General features: G+C 65.4%; 14 protein-coding genes. 9 read left to right on the forward strand and 5 right to left on the reverse strand.

Going from position 1 to position 14,025, the window contains the following annotated elements:
* Positions 1–53 precede the first annotated feature (53 nt).
* Positions 54–614 (forward strand): MarR family winged helix-turn-helix transcriptional regulator, encoded by a 561-nt coding sequence (locus sphantq_RS20115; protein WP_244884565.1) that lies wholly within the window; start codon positions 54–56, stop codon positions 612–614.
* Between the two features lie 4 nt (positions 615–618).
* Here the strand turns inward: sphantq_RS20115 and sphantq_RS20120 are convergent, their stop codons facing one another.
* The gene (locus sphantq_RS20120) at positions 619–1,506 is read right to left on the reverse strand and encodes a LysR family transcriptional regulator (RefSeq protein WP_066609150.1); all 888 of its coding nucleotides are present in this window, start codon (positions 1,504–1,506) and stop codon (positions 619–621) included.
* 165 nt (positions 1,507–1,671) lie between these two features.
* Here sphantq_RS20120 and sphantq_RS20125 point away from each other — a divergent pair, with 165 nt between their 5' ends.
* Positions 1,672–2,784, forward strand: coding sequence for an S-(hydroxymethyl)glutathione dehydrogenase/class III alcohol dehydrogenase (locus sphantq_RS20125; RefSeq protein WP_066609151.1), 1,113 nt, complete (start codon positions 1,672–1,674; stop codon positions 2,782–2,784).
* On the forward strand, positions 2,784–3,632 hold the full coding sequence (gene fghA, locus sphantq_RS20130) for an S-formylglutathione hydrolase (protein WP_272800519.1): 849 nt from the start codon (positions 2,784–2,786) through the stop codon (positions 3,630–3,632). Before sphantq_RS20125 ends, fghA begins: the two co-directional genes overlap by 1 nt.
* 218 nt (positions 3,633–3,850) lie before the next feature.
* On the opposite strand, the gene sphantq_RS20135 is transcribed toward fghA, so the two are convergent.
* Entirely contained in the window at positions 3,851–5,062 is a 1,212-nt protein-coding gene (locus sphantq_RS20135; protein WP_272800520.1) for a multidrug effflux MFS transporter, read from the reverse strand.
* A 157-nt stretch (positions 5,063–5,219) separates the two neighbouring features.
* Between sphantq_RS20135 and sphantq_RS20140 the strand changes: the two genes are divergently transcribed.
* The 3 genes from sphantq_RS20140 (at position 5,220) to desA (ending at position 8,807) form a co-directional block, all read left to right on the forward strand.
* Positions 5,220–6,560 (forward strand): MFS transporter, encoded by a 1,341-nt coding sequence (locus sphantq_RS20140; RefSeq protein ID WP_272800521.1) that lies wholly within the window; start codon positions 5,220–5,222, stop codon positions 6,558–6,560.
* 75 nt (positions 6,561–6,635) lie between these two features.
* Positions 6,636–7,406: an alpha/beta fold hydrolase gene (locus sphantq_RS20145; protein WP_066609155.1), complete on the forward strand. Its 771-nt coding sequence runs from the start codon at positions 6,636–6,638 to the stop codon at positions 7,404–7,406.
* Positions 7,407–8,807, forward strand: coding sequence for a syringate O-demethylase (gene desA, locus sphantq_RS20150; RefSeq protein ID WP_066609156.1), 1,401 nt, complete (start codon positions 7,407–7,409; stop codon positions 8,805–8,807).
* Between the two features lie 87 nt (positions 8,808–8,894).
* Here desA and sphantq_RS20155 read toward each other — a convergent pair whose 3' ends face one another.
* From sphantq_RS20155 to sphantq_RS20165, 3 genes are read right to left on the reverse strand one after another with little or no spacing between them, the layout of a single operon-like run.
* Positions 8,895–9,656 carry an IclR family transcriptional regulator gene (locus tag sphantq_RS20155; protein WP_129926871.1) on the reverse strand — a complete coding sequence of 254 codons (762 nt, stop codon included), beginning with the start codon at positions 9,654–9,656 and terminating at the stop codon, positions 8,895–8,897.
* A gap of 18 nt (positions 9,657–9,674) precedes the next feature.
* Complete coding sequence (locus sphantq_RS20160; protein ID WP_272800522.1) at positions 9,675–10,064, reverse strand: nuclear transport factor 2 family protein; 390 nt, start codon at positions 10,062–10,064, stop codon at positions 9,675–9,677.
* Between the two features lie 8 nt (positions 10,065–10,072).
* Positions 10,073–11,197 carry a cobalamin-independent methionine synthase II family protein gene (locus tag sphantq_RS20165; RefSeq protein ID WP_272800523.1) on the reverse strand — a complete coding sequence of 375 codons (1,125 nt, stop codon included), beginning with the start codon at positions 11,195–11,197 and terminating at the stop codon, positions 10,073–10,075.
* A 135-nt stretch (positions 11,198–11,332) separates the two neighbouring features.
* On the opposite strand from sphantq_RS20165, the gene sphantq_RS20170 reads away from it, so the two are divergent.
* The 3 genes from sphantq_RS20170 (at position 11,333) to sphantq_RS20180 (ending at position 13,961) form a co-directional block, all read left to right on the forward strand.
* A complete protein-coding gene (locus sphantq_RS20170; RefSeq protein ID WP_129926870.1) occupies positions 11,333–11,944 on the forward strand; it encodes a TetR/AcrR family transcriptional regulator in 612 nt (203 codons plus the stop codon).
* Positions 11,945–12,294: 350 nt separating this feature from the next.
* A complete protein-coding gene (locus tag sphantq_RS20175) occupies positions 12,295–12,696 on the forward strand; it encodes a hypothetical protein (protein WP_066609160.1) in 402 nt (133 codons plus the stop codon).
* Complete coding sequence (locus sphantq_RS20180) at positions 12,693–13,961, forward strand: efflux RND transporter periplasmic adaptor subunit (protein ID WP_129926869.1); 1,269 nt, start codon at positions 12,693–12,695, stop codon at positions 13,959–13,961. Before sphantq_RS20175 ends, sphantq_RS20180 begins: the two co-directional genes overlap by 4 nt.
* Positions 13,962–14,025: the final 64 nt, after the last annotated feature.

Consider the following 14,025-nt stretch of genomic DNA (forward strand, 5'->3'; position numbering starts at 1 on the left):
CCGCACCACGCATGGCTTGACTTCACCACCGCCAGATGTCCTATCGGAAGACCATGTCGAACAGCAGCCCGCTCCGGAAACCGTCCGCGTCCTCCAAGTCGCCGCGGCCGCGCGCGGCCGAAGCCAGCCCGGCCGATACGCTGCATCGCGTCCTGCGGCTGGCGAACAAGCTGATGGCGCCTTTCTCCACTTATCTGGAACATCGCTACAAGATCAGCCTCAATGAATTTCGCCTGCTGATGCTGATCGGGCGCCACCCCAATTCGGCGAGCCATGAGCTGGCCGAAATGACCGGCGTCAATCCGATGAGCGTCTCCCGCGCGGTCGCCGCGCTGCAAAAGCATGGCCGCATCGCGGTCGAGCGCGATCCTGGCAACAAGCGGCGCAAGACGCTCATCCTGACCGACGAGGGGCAGCGCCTCTACGGCCTGATGCGCCCGCAGACGGACAAGGTGGCGACCTATCTCGTCTCTGCCCTGGCAGGGCAGGAGGTCGACATGCTCAACCAGTATCTCGACACGCTGGTCGACACGCTCGAAGCCACCGACGACAGCGGCAACAGCCGGTTCCTCGAATTCACCCGGCCCGACGGCGACGACGAGCCGACGGCCTGAGCGTTCAGGCCTGCCGCGCCAGCGCGGCGGGCAGCTCGGCCCGCAACAGGTCCAGCAGCCCGCTGATCTTGGGCAGCAGATGGCGACGCTGCGGATAGACCGCCCAGATCGGTTCGTCATCGGGCCGGAAATCGTCCAGCACTTCCTCCAGCGCGCCCGATGCGATGTGGGGCAGCAGGTAGAATTCGGGCAACTGGCATACCCCCATGCCCGCAATCGCGGCCTCCGCCACCGCGCCGCCGCTGTTGCAGCGCCACCGCCCTTTGGGCCGGATGCTCTCCGCCCGCCCGCCCCGCTGGAACCGCCACAGCGGCGACGTGCCGATCAGGCATTCGTGCCGCGACAGGTCGCCGGGCTTGGCGGGACGTCCATGCCGGTCGAGATAGGCGGGCGCGGCGCAGGTATGGAGCCGCCGCGAGGCGATCCGGGTGCCGATCAGCCGCGATTCCGCCAGCTGCCCGGTGCGGATGGCCAGGTCATAGCCTTCGCCGACCAGGTCGACCAGCCGGTTGGTCAGGTCGATGCTGATCCGCAACTTGGCATGGCTGGACGCATAGCGCCGCACGATCGGCGCGATGAAGCGCTCGCCCATGGCGGTGGAGCAGGTGATGCGGATGTCCCCCTGCGGCTCGCCGCCCTCGCTGATCATCGCGATCGCCTCGTCCCGCTCGGCGACGATCCGGCTGCAATGGTCGAAGAAGACCCGGCCCGTATCGGTCAGCCGCACCGTCCGGGTTGTGCGGTGGAACAAAGGCGCCTGCACCCGCGCCTCCAGCGCGGCAATGGCGCGGCTCATATGGGTGGTCGACAGGCCCAGCGCCTCGGCGCCCGCCTTGAAACTGCCTGCGGCTGCGATCGCGACGAACTCGTCTATGCCTTCCCAGCGGTGCATATTGTCCCACTTCAGAAATAATGAATCCCGCAAATGCTTTCTTATCGCGCAGACGGGATATTGCTAGAGCGGGCGACACCACCGCCGCGCGGCGCGGGCTTGCACATGCCCCCGCCGATCCGGCACAGGATTTTCCGATTATCGGACCAATTCGGGAGTAGACCCATGAAGACCCGCGCCGCCGTCGCCTTCGAAGCCAGGAAACCGCTGGAGATCGTCGAACTCGACCTGGAAGGCCCCAAGGCGGGCGAGGTTCTGGTGGAGATCATGGCGACGGGCATCTGCCATACCGACGCCTATACGCTCGACGGGCTGGACAGCGAGGGCATCTTCCCCTCGGTCCTGGGCCATGAGGGCGCGGGCATCGTGCGCGAAGTCGGCCCCGGCGTCACCTCGGTCAAGCCGGGCGACCATGTCATCCCGCTCTACACCCCCGAATGCCGCCAATGCAAAAGCTGCCTGTCGGGCAAGACGAACCTGTGCACCGCGATCCGCGCGACCCAGGGCAAGGGGCTTATGCCCGACGGCACGACCCGCTTTTCCTACAAGGGCCAGCCGATATTCCATTATATGGGCTGCTCGACCTTCTCCAATTTCACCGTCCTGCCTGAAATCGCGGTGGCGAAGATTCGCGAGGACGCGCCCTTCCAGTCGAGCTGCTATATCGGCTGCGGCGTGACCACGGGCGTGGGCGCGGTCATCAATACGGCCAAGGTGCAGGTGGGCGACAATGTCGTCATCTTCGGCCTGGGCGGCATCGGCCTCAACGTGATCCAGGGCGCACGCCTGGCTGGCGCGAACAGGATCATCGGCGTCGATATCAACCCCGACCGGGAGGAATGGGGTCGCAAGTTCGGCATGACCGACTTCCTCAACTCCAGGGGCCTGTCGCGCGAGGACACGGTGGCGAAGATCGTCGAGATGACCGACGGCGGCGCCGATTATACGTTCGACGCGACCGGCAATACCGATGTGATGCGCACCGCGCTGGAAGCCTGCCATCGCGGCTGGGGCACGTCGATCATCATCGGCGTGGCCGAAGCGGGCAAGGAGATCGCGACCCGTCCCTTCCAGCTCGTCACCGGCCGCAACTGGCGCGGCACGGCCTTCGGCGGCGCCAAGGGCCGGACCGACGTGCCCAAGATCGTCGACATGTACATGACCGGCAAGATCGAGATCGACCCGATGATCACCCACGTCATGGGCCTGGAGGAAATCAACACCGCCTTCGACCTGATGCACGCGGGCAAGAGCATCCGTTCGGTCGTCGTCTACTGATGGAGACGGTCAGCACCAATCGCGCCTTTGGCGGCGTGCAGGGCGTGTATAGGCACGCCTCCACGGCCACAGGCACGGACATGACCTTCTCGGTCTATGTGCCCCCGCATGAGCCGGGCGCGACGCTGCCGGTCGTCTGGTATCTGTCGGGGCTGACCTGCACCCACGCCAATGTCACGGACAAGGGCGAATATCGCCGCCTGTGCGCCGAACTGGGGCTGATCTTCGTCGCACCCGACACCTCGCCCCGCGGTGAGCGCGTGCCCGACGATCCCGATGGCGCTTATGATTTCGGCCTGGGCGCGGGCTTCTATGTCGATGCGACGCAGCAGCCCTTCGCGCAGCATTACCGCATGTGGTCCTATGTGACGGAGGAATTGCCTGCGCTGATCGCCGCTGAATTTCCCGCCGCCGACATGGCTCGCCAGTCGATCATGGGCCATTCGATGGGCGGCCATGGGGCGCTCACCATCGGCCTCACCTTCCCCGATCGGTACAAGGCCGTCTCTGCCTTCGCGCCGATCGTCGCGCCCTCACAGGTGCCCTGGGGGCACAAGGCGCTGGGCGGCTATCTGGGAGACGATCGCGCTGCCTGGCGCAAACATGACGCCGTCGCCCTGATCGAGGATGGCGCGCGTGTCGCCGACCTGCTGGTGGATCAGGGCGACGCCGACACTTTCCTCGCCGAACAGCTCAAGCCACATCTGCTCGAACGGGCCTGCGCGGCGGCCGGCATCCCGCTGACGCTGCGCCTGCAACCGGGCTATGACCATAGCTATTATACCATCTCGACCTTCATGGGCGATCACCTGCGCTGGCACGCCGAGCGGCTGATGCGGAACGGATAGACACTAGCATTACGTGTTCCCGCCTGTGTGAGAACACGCCATGGACTATTGGAGCCTGATGACTGAGGGTCTAACCAAACCCGTTCGTGCTGAGTAGAGACTGAGCTTGTCGAAGGCTCGTATCGAAGCATCGGCCCCCGGCGCGCATCCTTCGATACGCCACTTCGACTTCGTTCAGTGGCTACTCAGGACGAACGGATTGCGGTAAAGCGAGCGCCCTAAATGCCCCGCCGCTCACCCAGCGCCAGCATCACCACCGCCATCAGCGTGAAGCTGCCGCCCAGCAAGCCAGCCAGCGGCAGTACGGTCATCGACGGCAGCAGCGACACTGCGCCGCTCGCCAGCGCGGTGATCGCCAGTTGCAGCGTGCCGAGCAGCCCGGTTGCTGCGCCCGCTCCGCCGCCTGCGGCGTCCAGCGCCGAAATGGCGGCCGGGGTCAGGATCAGCCCGGCCAGCGCGAAAAGCAGCATCGCATAGATCTGGAACGCGCCGATCGAGACAGCGAGCGCGACAGTTGTAAGCGCCAGCAGCGCCGTCGCCACGATCGCGATCGCCGCCGCGATCGACACCAGTCGCCGCCCGCCCAGCCGCCGCATCAGCGCCGGCGCGAATTGGGTCGCGATGATCGACGTCGCGGCATTGAGCGCCAGCAACAGGCTGTAATGATGCGCGGTGAGGCCGAAGCCCTGCGTATAGAGAAAAGGGGCGGCGGTGACGAAGGCGAAGGGAATGGTGGTCGCCAGCCCCGCCACCATCGTCCAGCCGAGAAAGGCCGGCGCGGTCAACAACCGGCGATAGCTTTCCAGCATCGGCAATTGATGCAACCGCCGTTCGGGTGGCAGCGATTCCGGCAGGAAGAGGAGGACGGCGACCAGCGCGATCACCCCGCCGCCCGCCAGCAACGCGAACAGCCCGCGCCACGCCATGATCTGCAACAGGTAACTGCCCGCCAGCGGCGCCAGCACCGGCGATATGCCGATGATCAGGAAAGTGAAGGCCATGAGTTGCGCGGCGCGATGCCCGCTATGCCGGTCGCGGATCATTGCGCGCACGCTCGCCGTGCCCGCACATGCGCCCATCCCCTGCAGGAAACGGCAGGCGACCAACATGGGCAGGCTGGTCGCCAGCGCGCAGGCGATGGATGCGATCGCAAACAGTGCCAGCCCGCCGATCAACGGCCGCCGCCGCCCGAACCTGTCGCCCAATGTGCCGAGCGGTATCTGCGCCAGCGCCAGCCCCAGGAAGAAAGCGGACAGCGTGCGCTGCACCGCGCCGCTGTCCGCCGCCATCGCGCGCGCCATCCCCGGCATGGCGGGAAGGTACAGGTCGATGGCGAAGGGGCCGAGCGAAGACAGGAAGCCGAAGGCGATGCCCAGCAACAGACTCGGCTCACTGTCTGTCCGGCCGGCCGGGGTGGTGGCGTGCGGCATCGTCTGGTCTGTCCTCTCCGTAATTAATAACGATCGTTATATTTGTTTGCGGCTTTCCACAAGCATTTGCGTCGCCGCGGGCCAGGCGCCTTTCGGTTTGCATAATGTGTCATCAGCATACAATGTGCGCGGCATAAGATAGAGAGGAACGCCACCCATGGCCGTCACATCGACTATAGCCCTGCCTGCCGATGATCCGCGCAGCATCCTGGCGGTCCAGCCGATGCGCCTGCCGCAGGTCGTAGCGATCGCCATCTGCTTCCTGCTCAATGCGCTCGACGGTTTCGACATATTGGCGGTCACCTTCGCCGCGCCCGGCATCGCGCGGCAATGGAGCATCGGTCCCGGCGCGATCGGCTTGGTCGTGTCGGCCGGGCTGGCCGGCATGGTCTTGGGTTCGCTGACGCTGGGCCAACTCGCCGATCGCATTGGCCGACGGCCGCAAATTCTCCTGTGCCTCGTCATCATGGTCAGCGGCATGTTCGCCTCGGCCTTCGCCCCCAATGTCGTGGTGCTATGCCTGCTGCGCGCTTTCACGGGCCTCGGCCTCGGCGCGGTGCTGGCGGCGGTCAACGCCGCATCGGCGGAATTCGCCAACCGCCGCCGCCGCGACCTGGCGGTCAGCATCATGGCGGCGGGCTATCCGGTCGGCGGCATCGTCGGCGGGTGGGGCGCGGCGCAATTATTGCAAAACCACGGCTGGGAATCGATCTTTTTCGCCGGCGCGGGCGCCACCGCGCTGATGGTGCCGCTCGTGCTGCTGTGCCTGCCCGAATCGGTCAGTTGGCTCGCCACCCGCCATGGCCCCGCCGCCCTGCCGCGCATCAACGCCATCCTGCGCCGCCTCGGCCAGCCACAGGCCGGGCAGGTCAGAATCGTGGACGAACCCAAGGCATCGATGGGCCAGCTCTTCGCCGACCGTTACCGCGCCACCACCATCGCGCTCATCCTCATGTACGGCCTGCACATGATGACCTTCTATTATGCGCTGGGCTGGGCGCCATCGCTGGTCGTGGCGCTGGGTTTCGATCCGTCGCGGGCGACGATCGTGTCGGTGTTCATGAACATGGGCGGCGCGATTGGCGGGTTGACGCTCGGCTTCCTCTCCCCGCGCCTGGGCCTGCGCCCGCTGGTGATCGTGGGACTGGCCGGCGCGGCGGTCGCGGTCGCCGCCTTCGGCGCGGTCCCCGCCGCCATGCTGTGGCTCCAGGTGGCGGCCTTCATCCTGGGCTTCCTCGCCAACGGATCGGTGGTCGGCCTCTATGCGCTCATCGCCAATATCTATCCCACCACCTTGCGCGCGACCGGCACCGGCGCGGTGATCGGCTTTGGCCGCATGGGCGCCGCGCTCGGTCCGTTTATCGCCGGGCAATTGCTGGCCTTGGGGGCGGGCAGGGGCGCGACGTCGCTGCTGCTCGCGCTCGGCTCCGCCATCGCCGCGCTGGTCTTGCTGCTCTCCCGCCTCCGCCCGGCGGATGAGGAAACGCACCTGCCATAATAAGGATCATCGGCCTGTCCGCCGATGCATTTTCTCTCTGGTCCGCCCCAAGTTATTCGTGTAGATGAAATATTCATGGATGCGAAATCATCAGATCGCGATGTCGGCGCCCCCCTCCTGATCCTGCCTGGATTGCTGTGCGATTCCCGCATGTTTGGCGAAACGCTGGCTGTCTTCCCTGGCAGCGTCGTGGTCGATGGTTTTTACGCTGGTCGCAACCGAATCGAGGCGATGGCCGATTATGCGATCGCCCATATGCCCGACCGCTGCGCCTTGCTGGGCCATTCAATGGGCGCGCGGATAGCATTGGAAGTGGTGCGCAAGGCGCCGCATCGCGTGGAACGGCTGGCGCTGGTCGACACTGGCGTCCATCCGGTCAGGCCCGGCGAGCGCGAAAGCCGCTACCGGCTGCGCGACATCGGCCGCGCGCAAGGGATGAGCGCCTTGGTCGGCGAATGGCTACCCCCAATGATGGGCTTCGCCGCCCTGCGCAACGAAGCCCTGATGGACGCGCTTTACGCCATGGCCGTCGCCGCCGGCCTGCCCACCTTCGAAGCGCAGATCGAAGCGCTGCTGCATCGCCCCTCGGTCGATGCGCTGCTGCCGACGATCACCTGCCCGACCGTCGCCATGGTCGGCCGCCAGGACCAATGGTCCCCGGTCGCCCAGCATATATCCATCGCCGCCGCTATCCCCCACGCGCAACTGCGCGTGGTCGAAGGGGCGGGCCATATGATGCCTGCCGAAGCGCCGCGGGCGTTCAACAGACAAGTGCGGGAATGGCTCGCCAAGCCGCCCGCGCCAGATTTTCGCACACTTCCAGATCAAGTCGAAGGAGAGGTTTGAATGACTGACAAGACCCTGCAACAGCTGCTCGATGAAAAGGGCGACATCGTCGAATTCCTGCGTAACCAGCAGGTTGGTCCCAACGTCTATCCGGGCGTTCCGGGCGAATATAGCAATTGGCGCGACGAACAGCGCAGTTGGGCGGAAAGCTCGGTTCTGTTCAACCAGAGCTTCCACATGGTCGACCTGCTCGTCACCGGCCCCGGCGCGTTCGACATGCTGTCCTACCTCGCCCCCAACAGCTTCAAGGGCTTCGTGCCGAACCGCGCCAAGCAGTTCGCCCCGGTCACGCCCGAAGGCTATGTGATCGGCGACGTCATCCTCTTCTATCTGGAAGAAGAAAAGTTCGAACTGGTCGGCCGCGCCCCCTCGATCGAGTGGGTCGAATATTGGGCGTCGACCGGCAAGTGGGACGTCAAGGTGGAACGCGACGAGCGCACCGCTGCCCGCCCGCTCGACAGTCAAGGCTATCGCCGCAACTATCGCTTCCAGTTGCAGGGGCCGAACGCCATGCCGGTGCTGGAAAAGGCGATGGGCCAGACCCCGCCGGACCTCAAATTCTTCCATATGGCGCCGATCAACATCGCCGGCGTTGAAGTGCGCGCGCTACGCCACGGCATGGCCGGCCAGCCGGGCTACGAGCTGTTTGGTCCCTGGAAGGATTATGACACTGTCCGCAACGCCCTGATCGAAGCGGGCAAGGATTATGGCCTGACGCTCTGCGGTGGACGCACCTATTCGTCCAACACGCTGGAATCGGGCTGGATTCCCTCGCCGCTGCCCGCCACCTACACCGGCGAAGGCTCGAAGGGCTTCCGCGAATGGATCGGCGAAAACAGCTATGAGGGCAAATGCTCGCTCGGCGGCAGCTTCGTCTCGGACAAGATCGAGGATTATTACCTCAATCCGTGGGAGCTGGGCTATGGCATCATGGTCAAGTTCGACCATGATTTCGTCGGCCGCGAAGCGTTGGAGAAGATCAAGGATCAGCCGCATCGTCAAAAGGTGACGCTGGCTCTGGACAATGAGGATATCGTCCGCGTCATGAGCTCGATGCTCCAGACCGGCGACAAGGCGAAGTTCCTCGAATTCCCCAGCGCCGTCTATTGTATGCACCCCTATGATGCGGTGCTCAAGGACGGGAAGACCGTCGGCCTGTCGACCTGGATCGGCTACACCATCAACGCCGGCCGCTTCCTGGCGCTGGCGATGGTCGATGCGGAATTCGCCGCACCCGGCACCGAGGTGACTTTGCTGTGGGGCGAACCCAATGGCGGCACGAGCAAGCCGACCGTCGAGCCGCACGTCCAGACCGAAATCAAGGCGATCGTCTCCTCGGTCCCTTATTCGGAAGCCGCCCGCGACAACTACGCCGACGGCTGGCGCACCAAGGCCGCCTGATAAGCTCATCTCCTGAGCGGGAGGGGACGGGGGATGCCGAAAGGCGTCCCCCTTCACCACCCTGTCGCGATCATGACGCGCCGTTGCTCAAACCGCCGGCATCTCCGCAGCGGTGAACAGGCTCACGGCCTGCTCCAGCTTGGCGATGGTCCGTCCTTCGACTTCGGCGGTGAAGCGCGGCACGGGGATCGCCAGGGCAAAGGCGCCGACCGCCACATCGTCCACCATCACCGCCATGCCCAGGCCGCAGATGCCCGGCGTATATTCCTCGCGGGTGCGGCCGATGCCGGTGGCGCGGATCTCCGCCAGTTCCGCCCGCAACTGGGCTTCATCGGTAATGCTGCTGGGGGTGAAGCTTTCCAGCCGCGCCTGCGCGAAATAACCGTCCAGCTCGGCATCGGCCATGGTGGCGAGCAGCGCCTTGCCCGCGGCCAGGCAATGGAGCGGGCTGCGCGTGCCCACGCTGATCGAATAGCGGAGCGACTGTTCCGCCGTCTCGGTCACGATCGCCTCCAGATGCCAGCCGTCGCGGATGAAGAAGGACGCCGTCTCGTTCATCTGCAACCGCAGCGACTTGACCAGCGGCCGGACCTTGTCGGCCAGCGACATGGCGATGCGCGGCGACGCCAGCCGTTCCAGCGCTGGCCCCGGCAGATAGCGCCGCCCTTCGCGGGTCAGATAGTGGCGCTCCGCCAGCGTCGCGAGCAGGTAGGACAAGCTGCTGACCGGGATCGCCAGGCCGGCGGCGATCTCCTGCGCTACCACCCCTGCCGGGCGCGCCACGACATATTCGATGATGTCGATGGTGCGCATCGCCGATTTGACGGTGGACGGCGTGGTGCCATTCATGAGCCAGCGAACCCCTGTTTAAAACGTAAGACTGCCCCGCCTTTCGGCAAAGCGCCAGCCCGCCTCTATGCGCACGAAACGGTCGTGAAAGGAACCGACTTTCGGCGCGCCCTCGCCTGTGAACAACAGCATTGCGCTTTCCCCCGTCGCTTCGCTGTCGCTCAGGACGTCGATGACGACATTGGAGCAGACATGCCGCGTCGTCCGCGCCGGCCGGGCGAGGAAAGCGGCGAGGATCGCGTCGCGCCCCTCCGTCCACTCGTCTGGCGCAGTCGGGCGCGCCATGCGGCCATCGGGCGCATAGAGCGCCGCGACATCCGCCCAGCGCCCCGCGTCATTCAGATTGGCGTAGAGCGCAACCAGACGGGCGCAATCCTGTTCGATTCCGCGGCGCTGCTCTCCTGTCACAGCCGACCTCACAGGCGCGCGTCCGCCAGGTCCGCGCCGGCGCGTAGCGACCGCAGCTTCTTCCAGGTCACCGCCGGGTCGATCTTGCCATATCCGGCGAAGGTGCCGAAGCCGCAATCGGTGCTGGCGATCACCCGGTCCTTGCCGACGATCCCGGCGAAACGCGCGATCCGCTGGGCGATCAGTTCGGGATGCTCGACATAGTTGGAACAGGTGTCGATCAGACCGGGGGCAAGGATTTTGTCGCCCGGCACTTTGGCGTCGCGCCACACCGTCCATTCATGTTCGTGGCACGGATTGGCCCCTTCGAACAAGACGGTCGCCGGGCGGGCGGCCAATATGATGTCGATCACCTTCTCCAGCGGAATGTCGTGATCGTGCGGCCCTTCATAATTGCCCCAGCAGATATGCATCCGCATCCGGTCCGCGGGGATATTGGCGGTCGCGGCATTCAGTGCTTCGACATTGGCGGCGGCGATCCTGATGAACTCCTCGTCGCTCGCATCCTGATAACCGGTGTGGCGCGACATGGCGAGGTCGGGGCAATCGAGCTGCAGGTCGAATCCCGCCGCGACGATCGTCTCATATTCCTCCCGCATCGCATCGACCAGATCGGCCAGATAGGCTTCGTGGCTAGGATAATGGCGGTTGACCTGGAAAGCGGTGATGAGGCCGGGGGACGCGGCGTTCATGAAGGCGCGGGCGCCGGCATGACCGGCCAGCGCCGCCTTGAAACGGCGAATGTCGTCGTGCAGCGGCGCCAGCGTCACCAGCTTTACCGGGCCGATGCAGGATGCGCGGGTGAATTCCTGGCTCCCCATGATCGCCGCCAGCTTCTGCCGCAGTTCGGGCAGCGGAGCGAGGTCGGCCGCGACCTTGCGATCGATATGCCCGCCAAATCCCGACAGACGCTCGATCATATAGGTGGAATAGCCGACCTTCCCCAACTCGCCGTCGCTGACGATCGACACGCCCGCGTCGATCTGCGCCGCGACCGCGTCCGTCACCGCCTGCTGAACGGCCGTGTCGAACGCGGCGGCGTCATAGGGTTCGCCCTTGTCGCGGGCCAGCAGCAGCGGGGTCAGCGCGTCGCCGCGCGGCAGGCTGCCGACATGGGTGGTGGCTATGGACATGCATCTCTCTCCCTTGAACGAGAGACAAGTGCCATAAATTCACGAATATGGGTATATCATAAACGTGAATCGATCCCCCGTCGGGGGAGCGCAGCATCTGGACAATCGCGCCGCCATGCCTATATACCGATCGGTATGAAAATGGCAGCCGAACCCGTAACGAGAGGACGCCCCAGGGAATTCGATCCTGAGGAAGCCCTGTCGGCCGCGCTCCAGGTCTTTTGGACCCGCGGCTATGAGGGCGCGTCGCTGGCCGAACTGACCGAGGCGATGGGCATCACCAAGCCCAGCCTCTACGCCTGTTTCGGCAACAAGGAAGCTTTGTTTCACAAGGCGCTGGATCTGTATGAGCGCGACAAGCTCTGTTATATGCGCTCCGCCCTTGATGCGCCCACCGCGCGGGGTGTGGCTGAACGGTTGCTGCGCGGCACGCTGCAAATCCAGACCGGCGGCAGCGATCCGCGCGCCTGTCTGGGCGTCATCAGCATGGTCGCCTGCACCACCCAGGCCGACTCGATCAAGACCGACGTGATCGCGCGTCGCGCCTCTTCTGACAAGGCGCTGGTTGAACGGCTGGAGCGCGCCAAGGCCGAAGGCGACCTGCCTGCCGGTGTCGAACCGGCCGCGATCGCGACCTATCTGACCGCGGTCATTCAGGGCATGGGCGTGCAAGCCAGCGGCGGGGCGACGCCCGCGCAACTGGAACAATTGGTCGAAACCACCATGGCGATGTGGCCCACCGTCTGAGCCGTTCCGCGTCGTTCAGTGCCAATTCATAAATTTTTACCAATCGGTACAGAAAGCGGTTGACGATATGCTGCATCGCATTATATACCGATAAGTATGAAATCCGGTTGAGGCGCAGCCTCGAAGGAGGTTCCATGTCCAATATTTGTTTATCTATTAGGCGAGTGACATCGACTTAACGGCAGCTTCGGCGCGCCGCATCTGCATCAATATCTGGTCATGCCGGACGGGGCGAACGCCCTGTTCCGTATGGCGCTGCGCATTCCGATCCCACCGCGGTTCGGGAGACGGTCCCGCTCATCCCAAACGGATGGCGCGGCCATCAAGCGCGCAATCAGGGGACGAATATCATGGCCTATATCGATTTTGCCCAACCGCTGCTCGCGGTGGGGGACGGCATCGCCTTGTCTGTCGTGCGCGACCGTATCAAGGCGACCGCCACCGGCTTTTCGCCGACCGAATGGCAAATCGTGCAACTGGCGCGCGGCGATGGCCTGGCATCGCTGCGCGAACCGGGCCTTTGGGGGCGGATCAAGACCATGGTCTTCGGGCCGCAACCGCATTTCCGGCTCGCCAGCACGCGGTTGGAAGCGCTGCGCCGGCTCGCCGTGGAAGGCTGGCATAATGGCTTTGCCGTTCGCCCGTCCGCCATCACCGATTTCCGCGACGCGGGTTTCAGCGAAGGGCAGCTTGAACTGCTCCTTTCCGCGATCACCGCCGCGCGCCACAGCATCAAGGGGACTGTCGCATGAACATGATCACAAAGATCGACGCGGACGCGCCGGCCGGTGAAATCCGTGCGGAAAAGGCGGGCAAGCGCTGGAGCGGCCGGCATGTCGCCTGGGCCGCGCTGGCGCTGGCGATCGTTGTTGGCGTAAGCTGGAAATATGCGGGACAGCCGCAGGCGCAGGCGGCCGCGCCGGTGGTGACCGTGGGGGTCGCCGCGCCGCTGATGCGGCAGGTGGTCCAGTGGGACGATTATGTCGGTCGCTTCGCCCCCAGCCAGACGGTCGATGTCCGGCCGCGCGTGTCGGGTCCGGTGACGGCGATCCACTTCCGAGACGGCGATATCGTGCGCCAGGGCCAGTTGCTCTTCACCCTCGACCAGCGGCCTTTCCTCGCGGCGCTGGCCGAAGCCCGCGCCAACGTCGCCAGCGCGCGCAGCGGGCTGCGGCTGGCGCAGGCCGATTATGCCCGCGTCCAGCGCCTGAACGGCGATGAAGCGGTATCGGCCAGCGAGATCGATACGCTGCGCGCCCGCCTGCAAGCGGCGCAGGCGGCACTGGCCGCGGCCGACGCCCGCGCCCGGACCCGCGCGCTGGACGTGGAATTCACCCTGATCCGCGCCCCGATTTCGGGCCGTGTGTCCGACCGGAAGGTCGATATCGGCAATCTGGTGTCGGGAGCCGAAGGAGCGGGCGCCAGCCTGCTCACCACCATCAATGCGCTCGATCCCATCTATTTCAGCTTCGACGCATCCGAAGCGCTGTTCCTGAAGTCGCAGCGGGATCATGCGGATGGCCATGGCGGCGAAGTCGAAATCCGCCTGCAGGACGAATCCGATTATCGCTGGAAGGGGCGCCTCGACTTCACCGATAATGGGTTGGACCCGCGGTCGGGCACCATTCGCGGACGCGCCGTGCTCAGCAATCCCGACCTGTTCCTGACGCCCGGTCTGTTCGGCAATATGCGCCTGTCCAGCGGCGGGAAGGTCAACGCCCTGCTCGTCCCGGACGAGGCGATCCAGTCCGACCAGGCGCTCAAGACGGTGCTGGTGGTCGGCCGCGACGATGTCGTCGCCGCCAAGCCGGTGCAGCTTGGGCCGCTGGTCGACGGGCTGCGGATCATTCGTTCGGGCCTGTCGCCACAGGACAAGGTGGTCGTGGCCAATGTCCAGGCGGCCATGCCCGGTGCGAAGGTCGCGACCCGTGGGGCGTCGATCAGGGCCGTCGCCGCGCCGATCACGCCGACCGACGGGGCCGTGCCGGTCGCGTCGCAGGCGACCTTCGAGCGGTAACAACCGCCTCTTTCGGCGAACATTCCTGCCCACGATCCGACCCGTTGGATCGTGCGGCCTCCCT

It is taken from the genome of Sphingobium sp. AntQ-1 (assembly GCF_028538045.1).
In the GTDB taxonomy this organism is placed as follows: Bacteria; Pseudomonadota; Alphaproteobacteria; order Sphingomonadales; family Sphingomonadaceae; genus Sphingobium; species Sphingobium cupriresistens.

Excerpts from the sequence above, each read along its gene's own strand:
- sphantq_RS20135 (WP_272800520.1), bottom strand. The coding sequence starts at position 5,062 with ATGCCGCACGCCACCACCCCGGCCGGCCGGACAGACAGTGAGCCGAGT.
- sphantq_RS20155 (WP_129926871.1), bottom strand. The coding sequence starts at position 9,656 with ATGAATGGCACCACGCCGTCCACCGTCAAATCGGCGATGCGCACCATC.
- sphantq_RS20175 (WP_066609160.1), top strand. The coding sequence starts at position 12,295 with ATGGCCTATATCGATTTTGCCCAACCGCTGCTCGCGGTGGGGGACGGC.
- desA (WP_066609156.1), top strand. The coding sequence starts at position 7,407 with ATGACTGACAAGACCCTGCAACAGCTGCTCGATGAAAAGGGCGACATC.
- fghA (WP_272800519.1), top strand. The coding sequence starts at position 2,784 with ATGGAGACGGTCAGCACCAATCGCGCCTTTGGCGGCGTGCAGGGCGTG.
- sphantq_RS20115 (WP_244884565.1), top strand. The coding sequence starts at position 54 with ATGTCGAACAGCAGCCCGCTCCGGAAACCGTCCGCGTCCTCCAAGTCG.
- sphantq_RS20120 (WP_066609150.1), bottom strand. The coding sequence starts at position 1,506 with ATGCACCGCTGGGAAGGCATAGACGAGTTCGTCGCGATCGCAGCCGCA.
- sphantq_RS20145 (WP_066609155.1), top strand. The coding sequence starts at position 6,636 with ATGGATGCGAAATCATCAGATCGCGATGTCGGCGCCCCCCTCCTGATC.
- sphantq_RS20140 (WP_272800521.1), top strand. The coding sequence starts at position 5,220 with ATGGCCGTCACATCGACTATAGCCCTGCCTGCCGATGATCCGCGCAGC.
- sphantq_RS20180 (WP_129926869.1), top strand. The coding sequence starts at position 12,693 with ATGAACATGATCACAAAGATCGACGCGGACGCGCCGGCCGGTGAAATC.
- sphantq_RS20170 (WP_129926870.1), top strand. The coding sequence starts at position 11,333 with ATGAAAATGGCAGCCGAACCCGTAACGAGAGGACGCCCCAGGGAATTC.
- sphantq_RS20125 (WP_066609151.1), top strand. The coding sequence starts at position 1,672 with ATGAAGACCCGCGCCGCCGTCGCCTTCGAAGCCAGGAAACCGCTGGAG.
- sphantq_RS20165 (WP_272800523.1), bottom strand. The coding sequence starts at position 11,197 with ATGTCCATAGCCACCACCCATGTCGGCAGCCTGCCGCGCGGCGACGCG.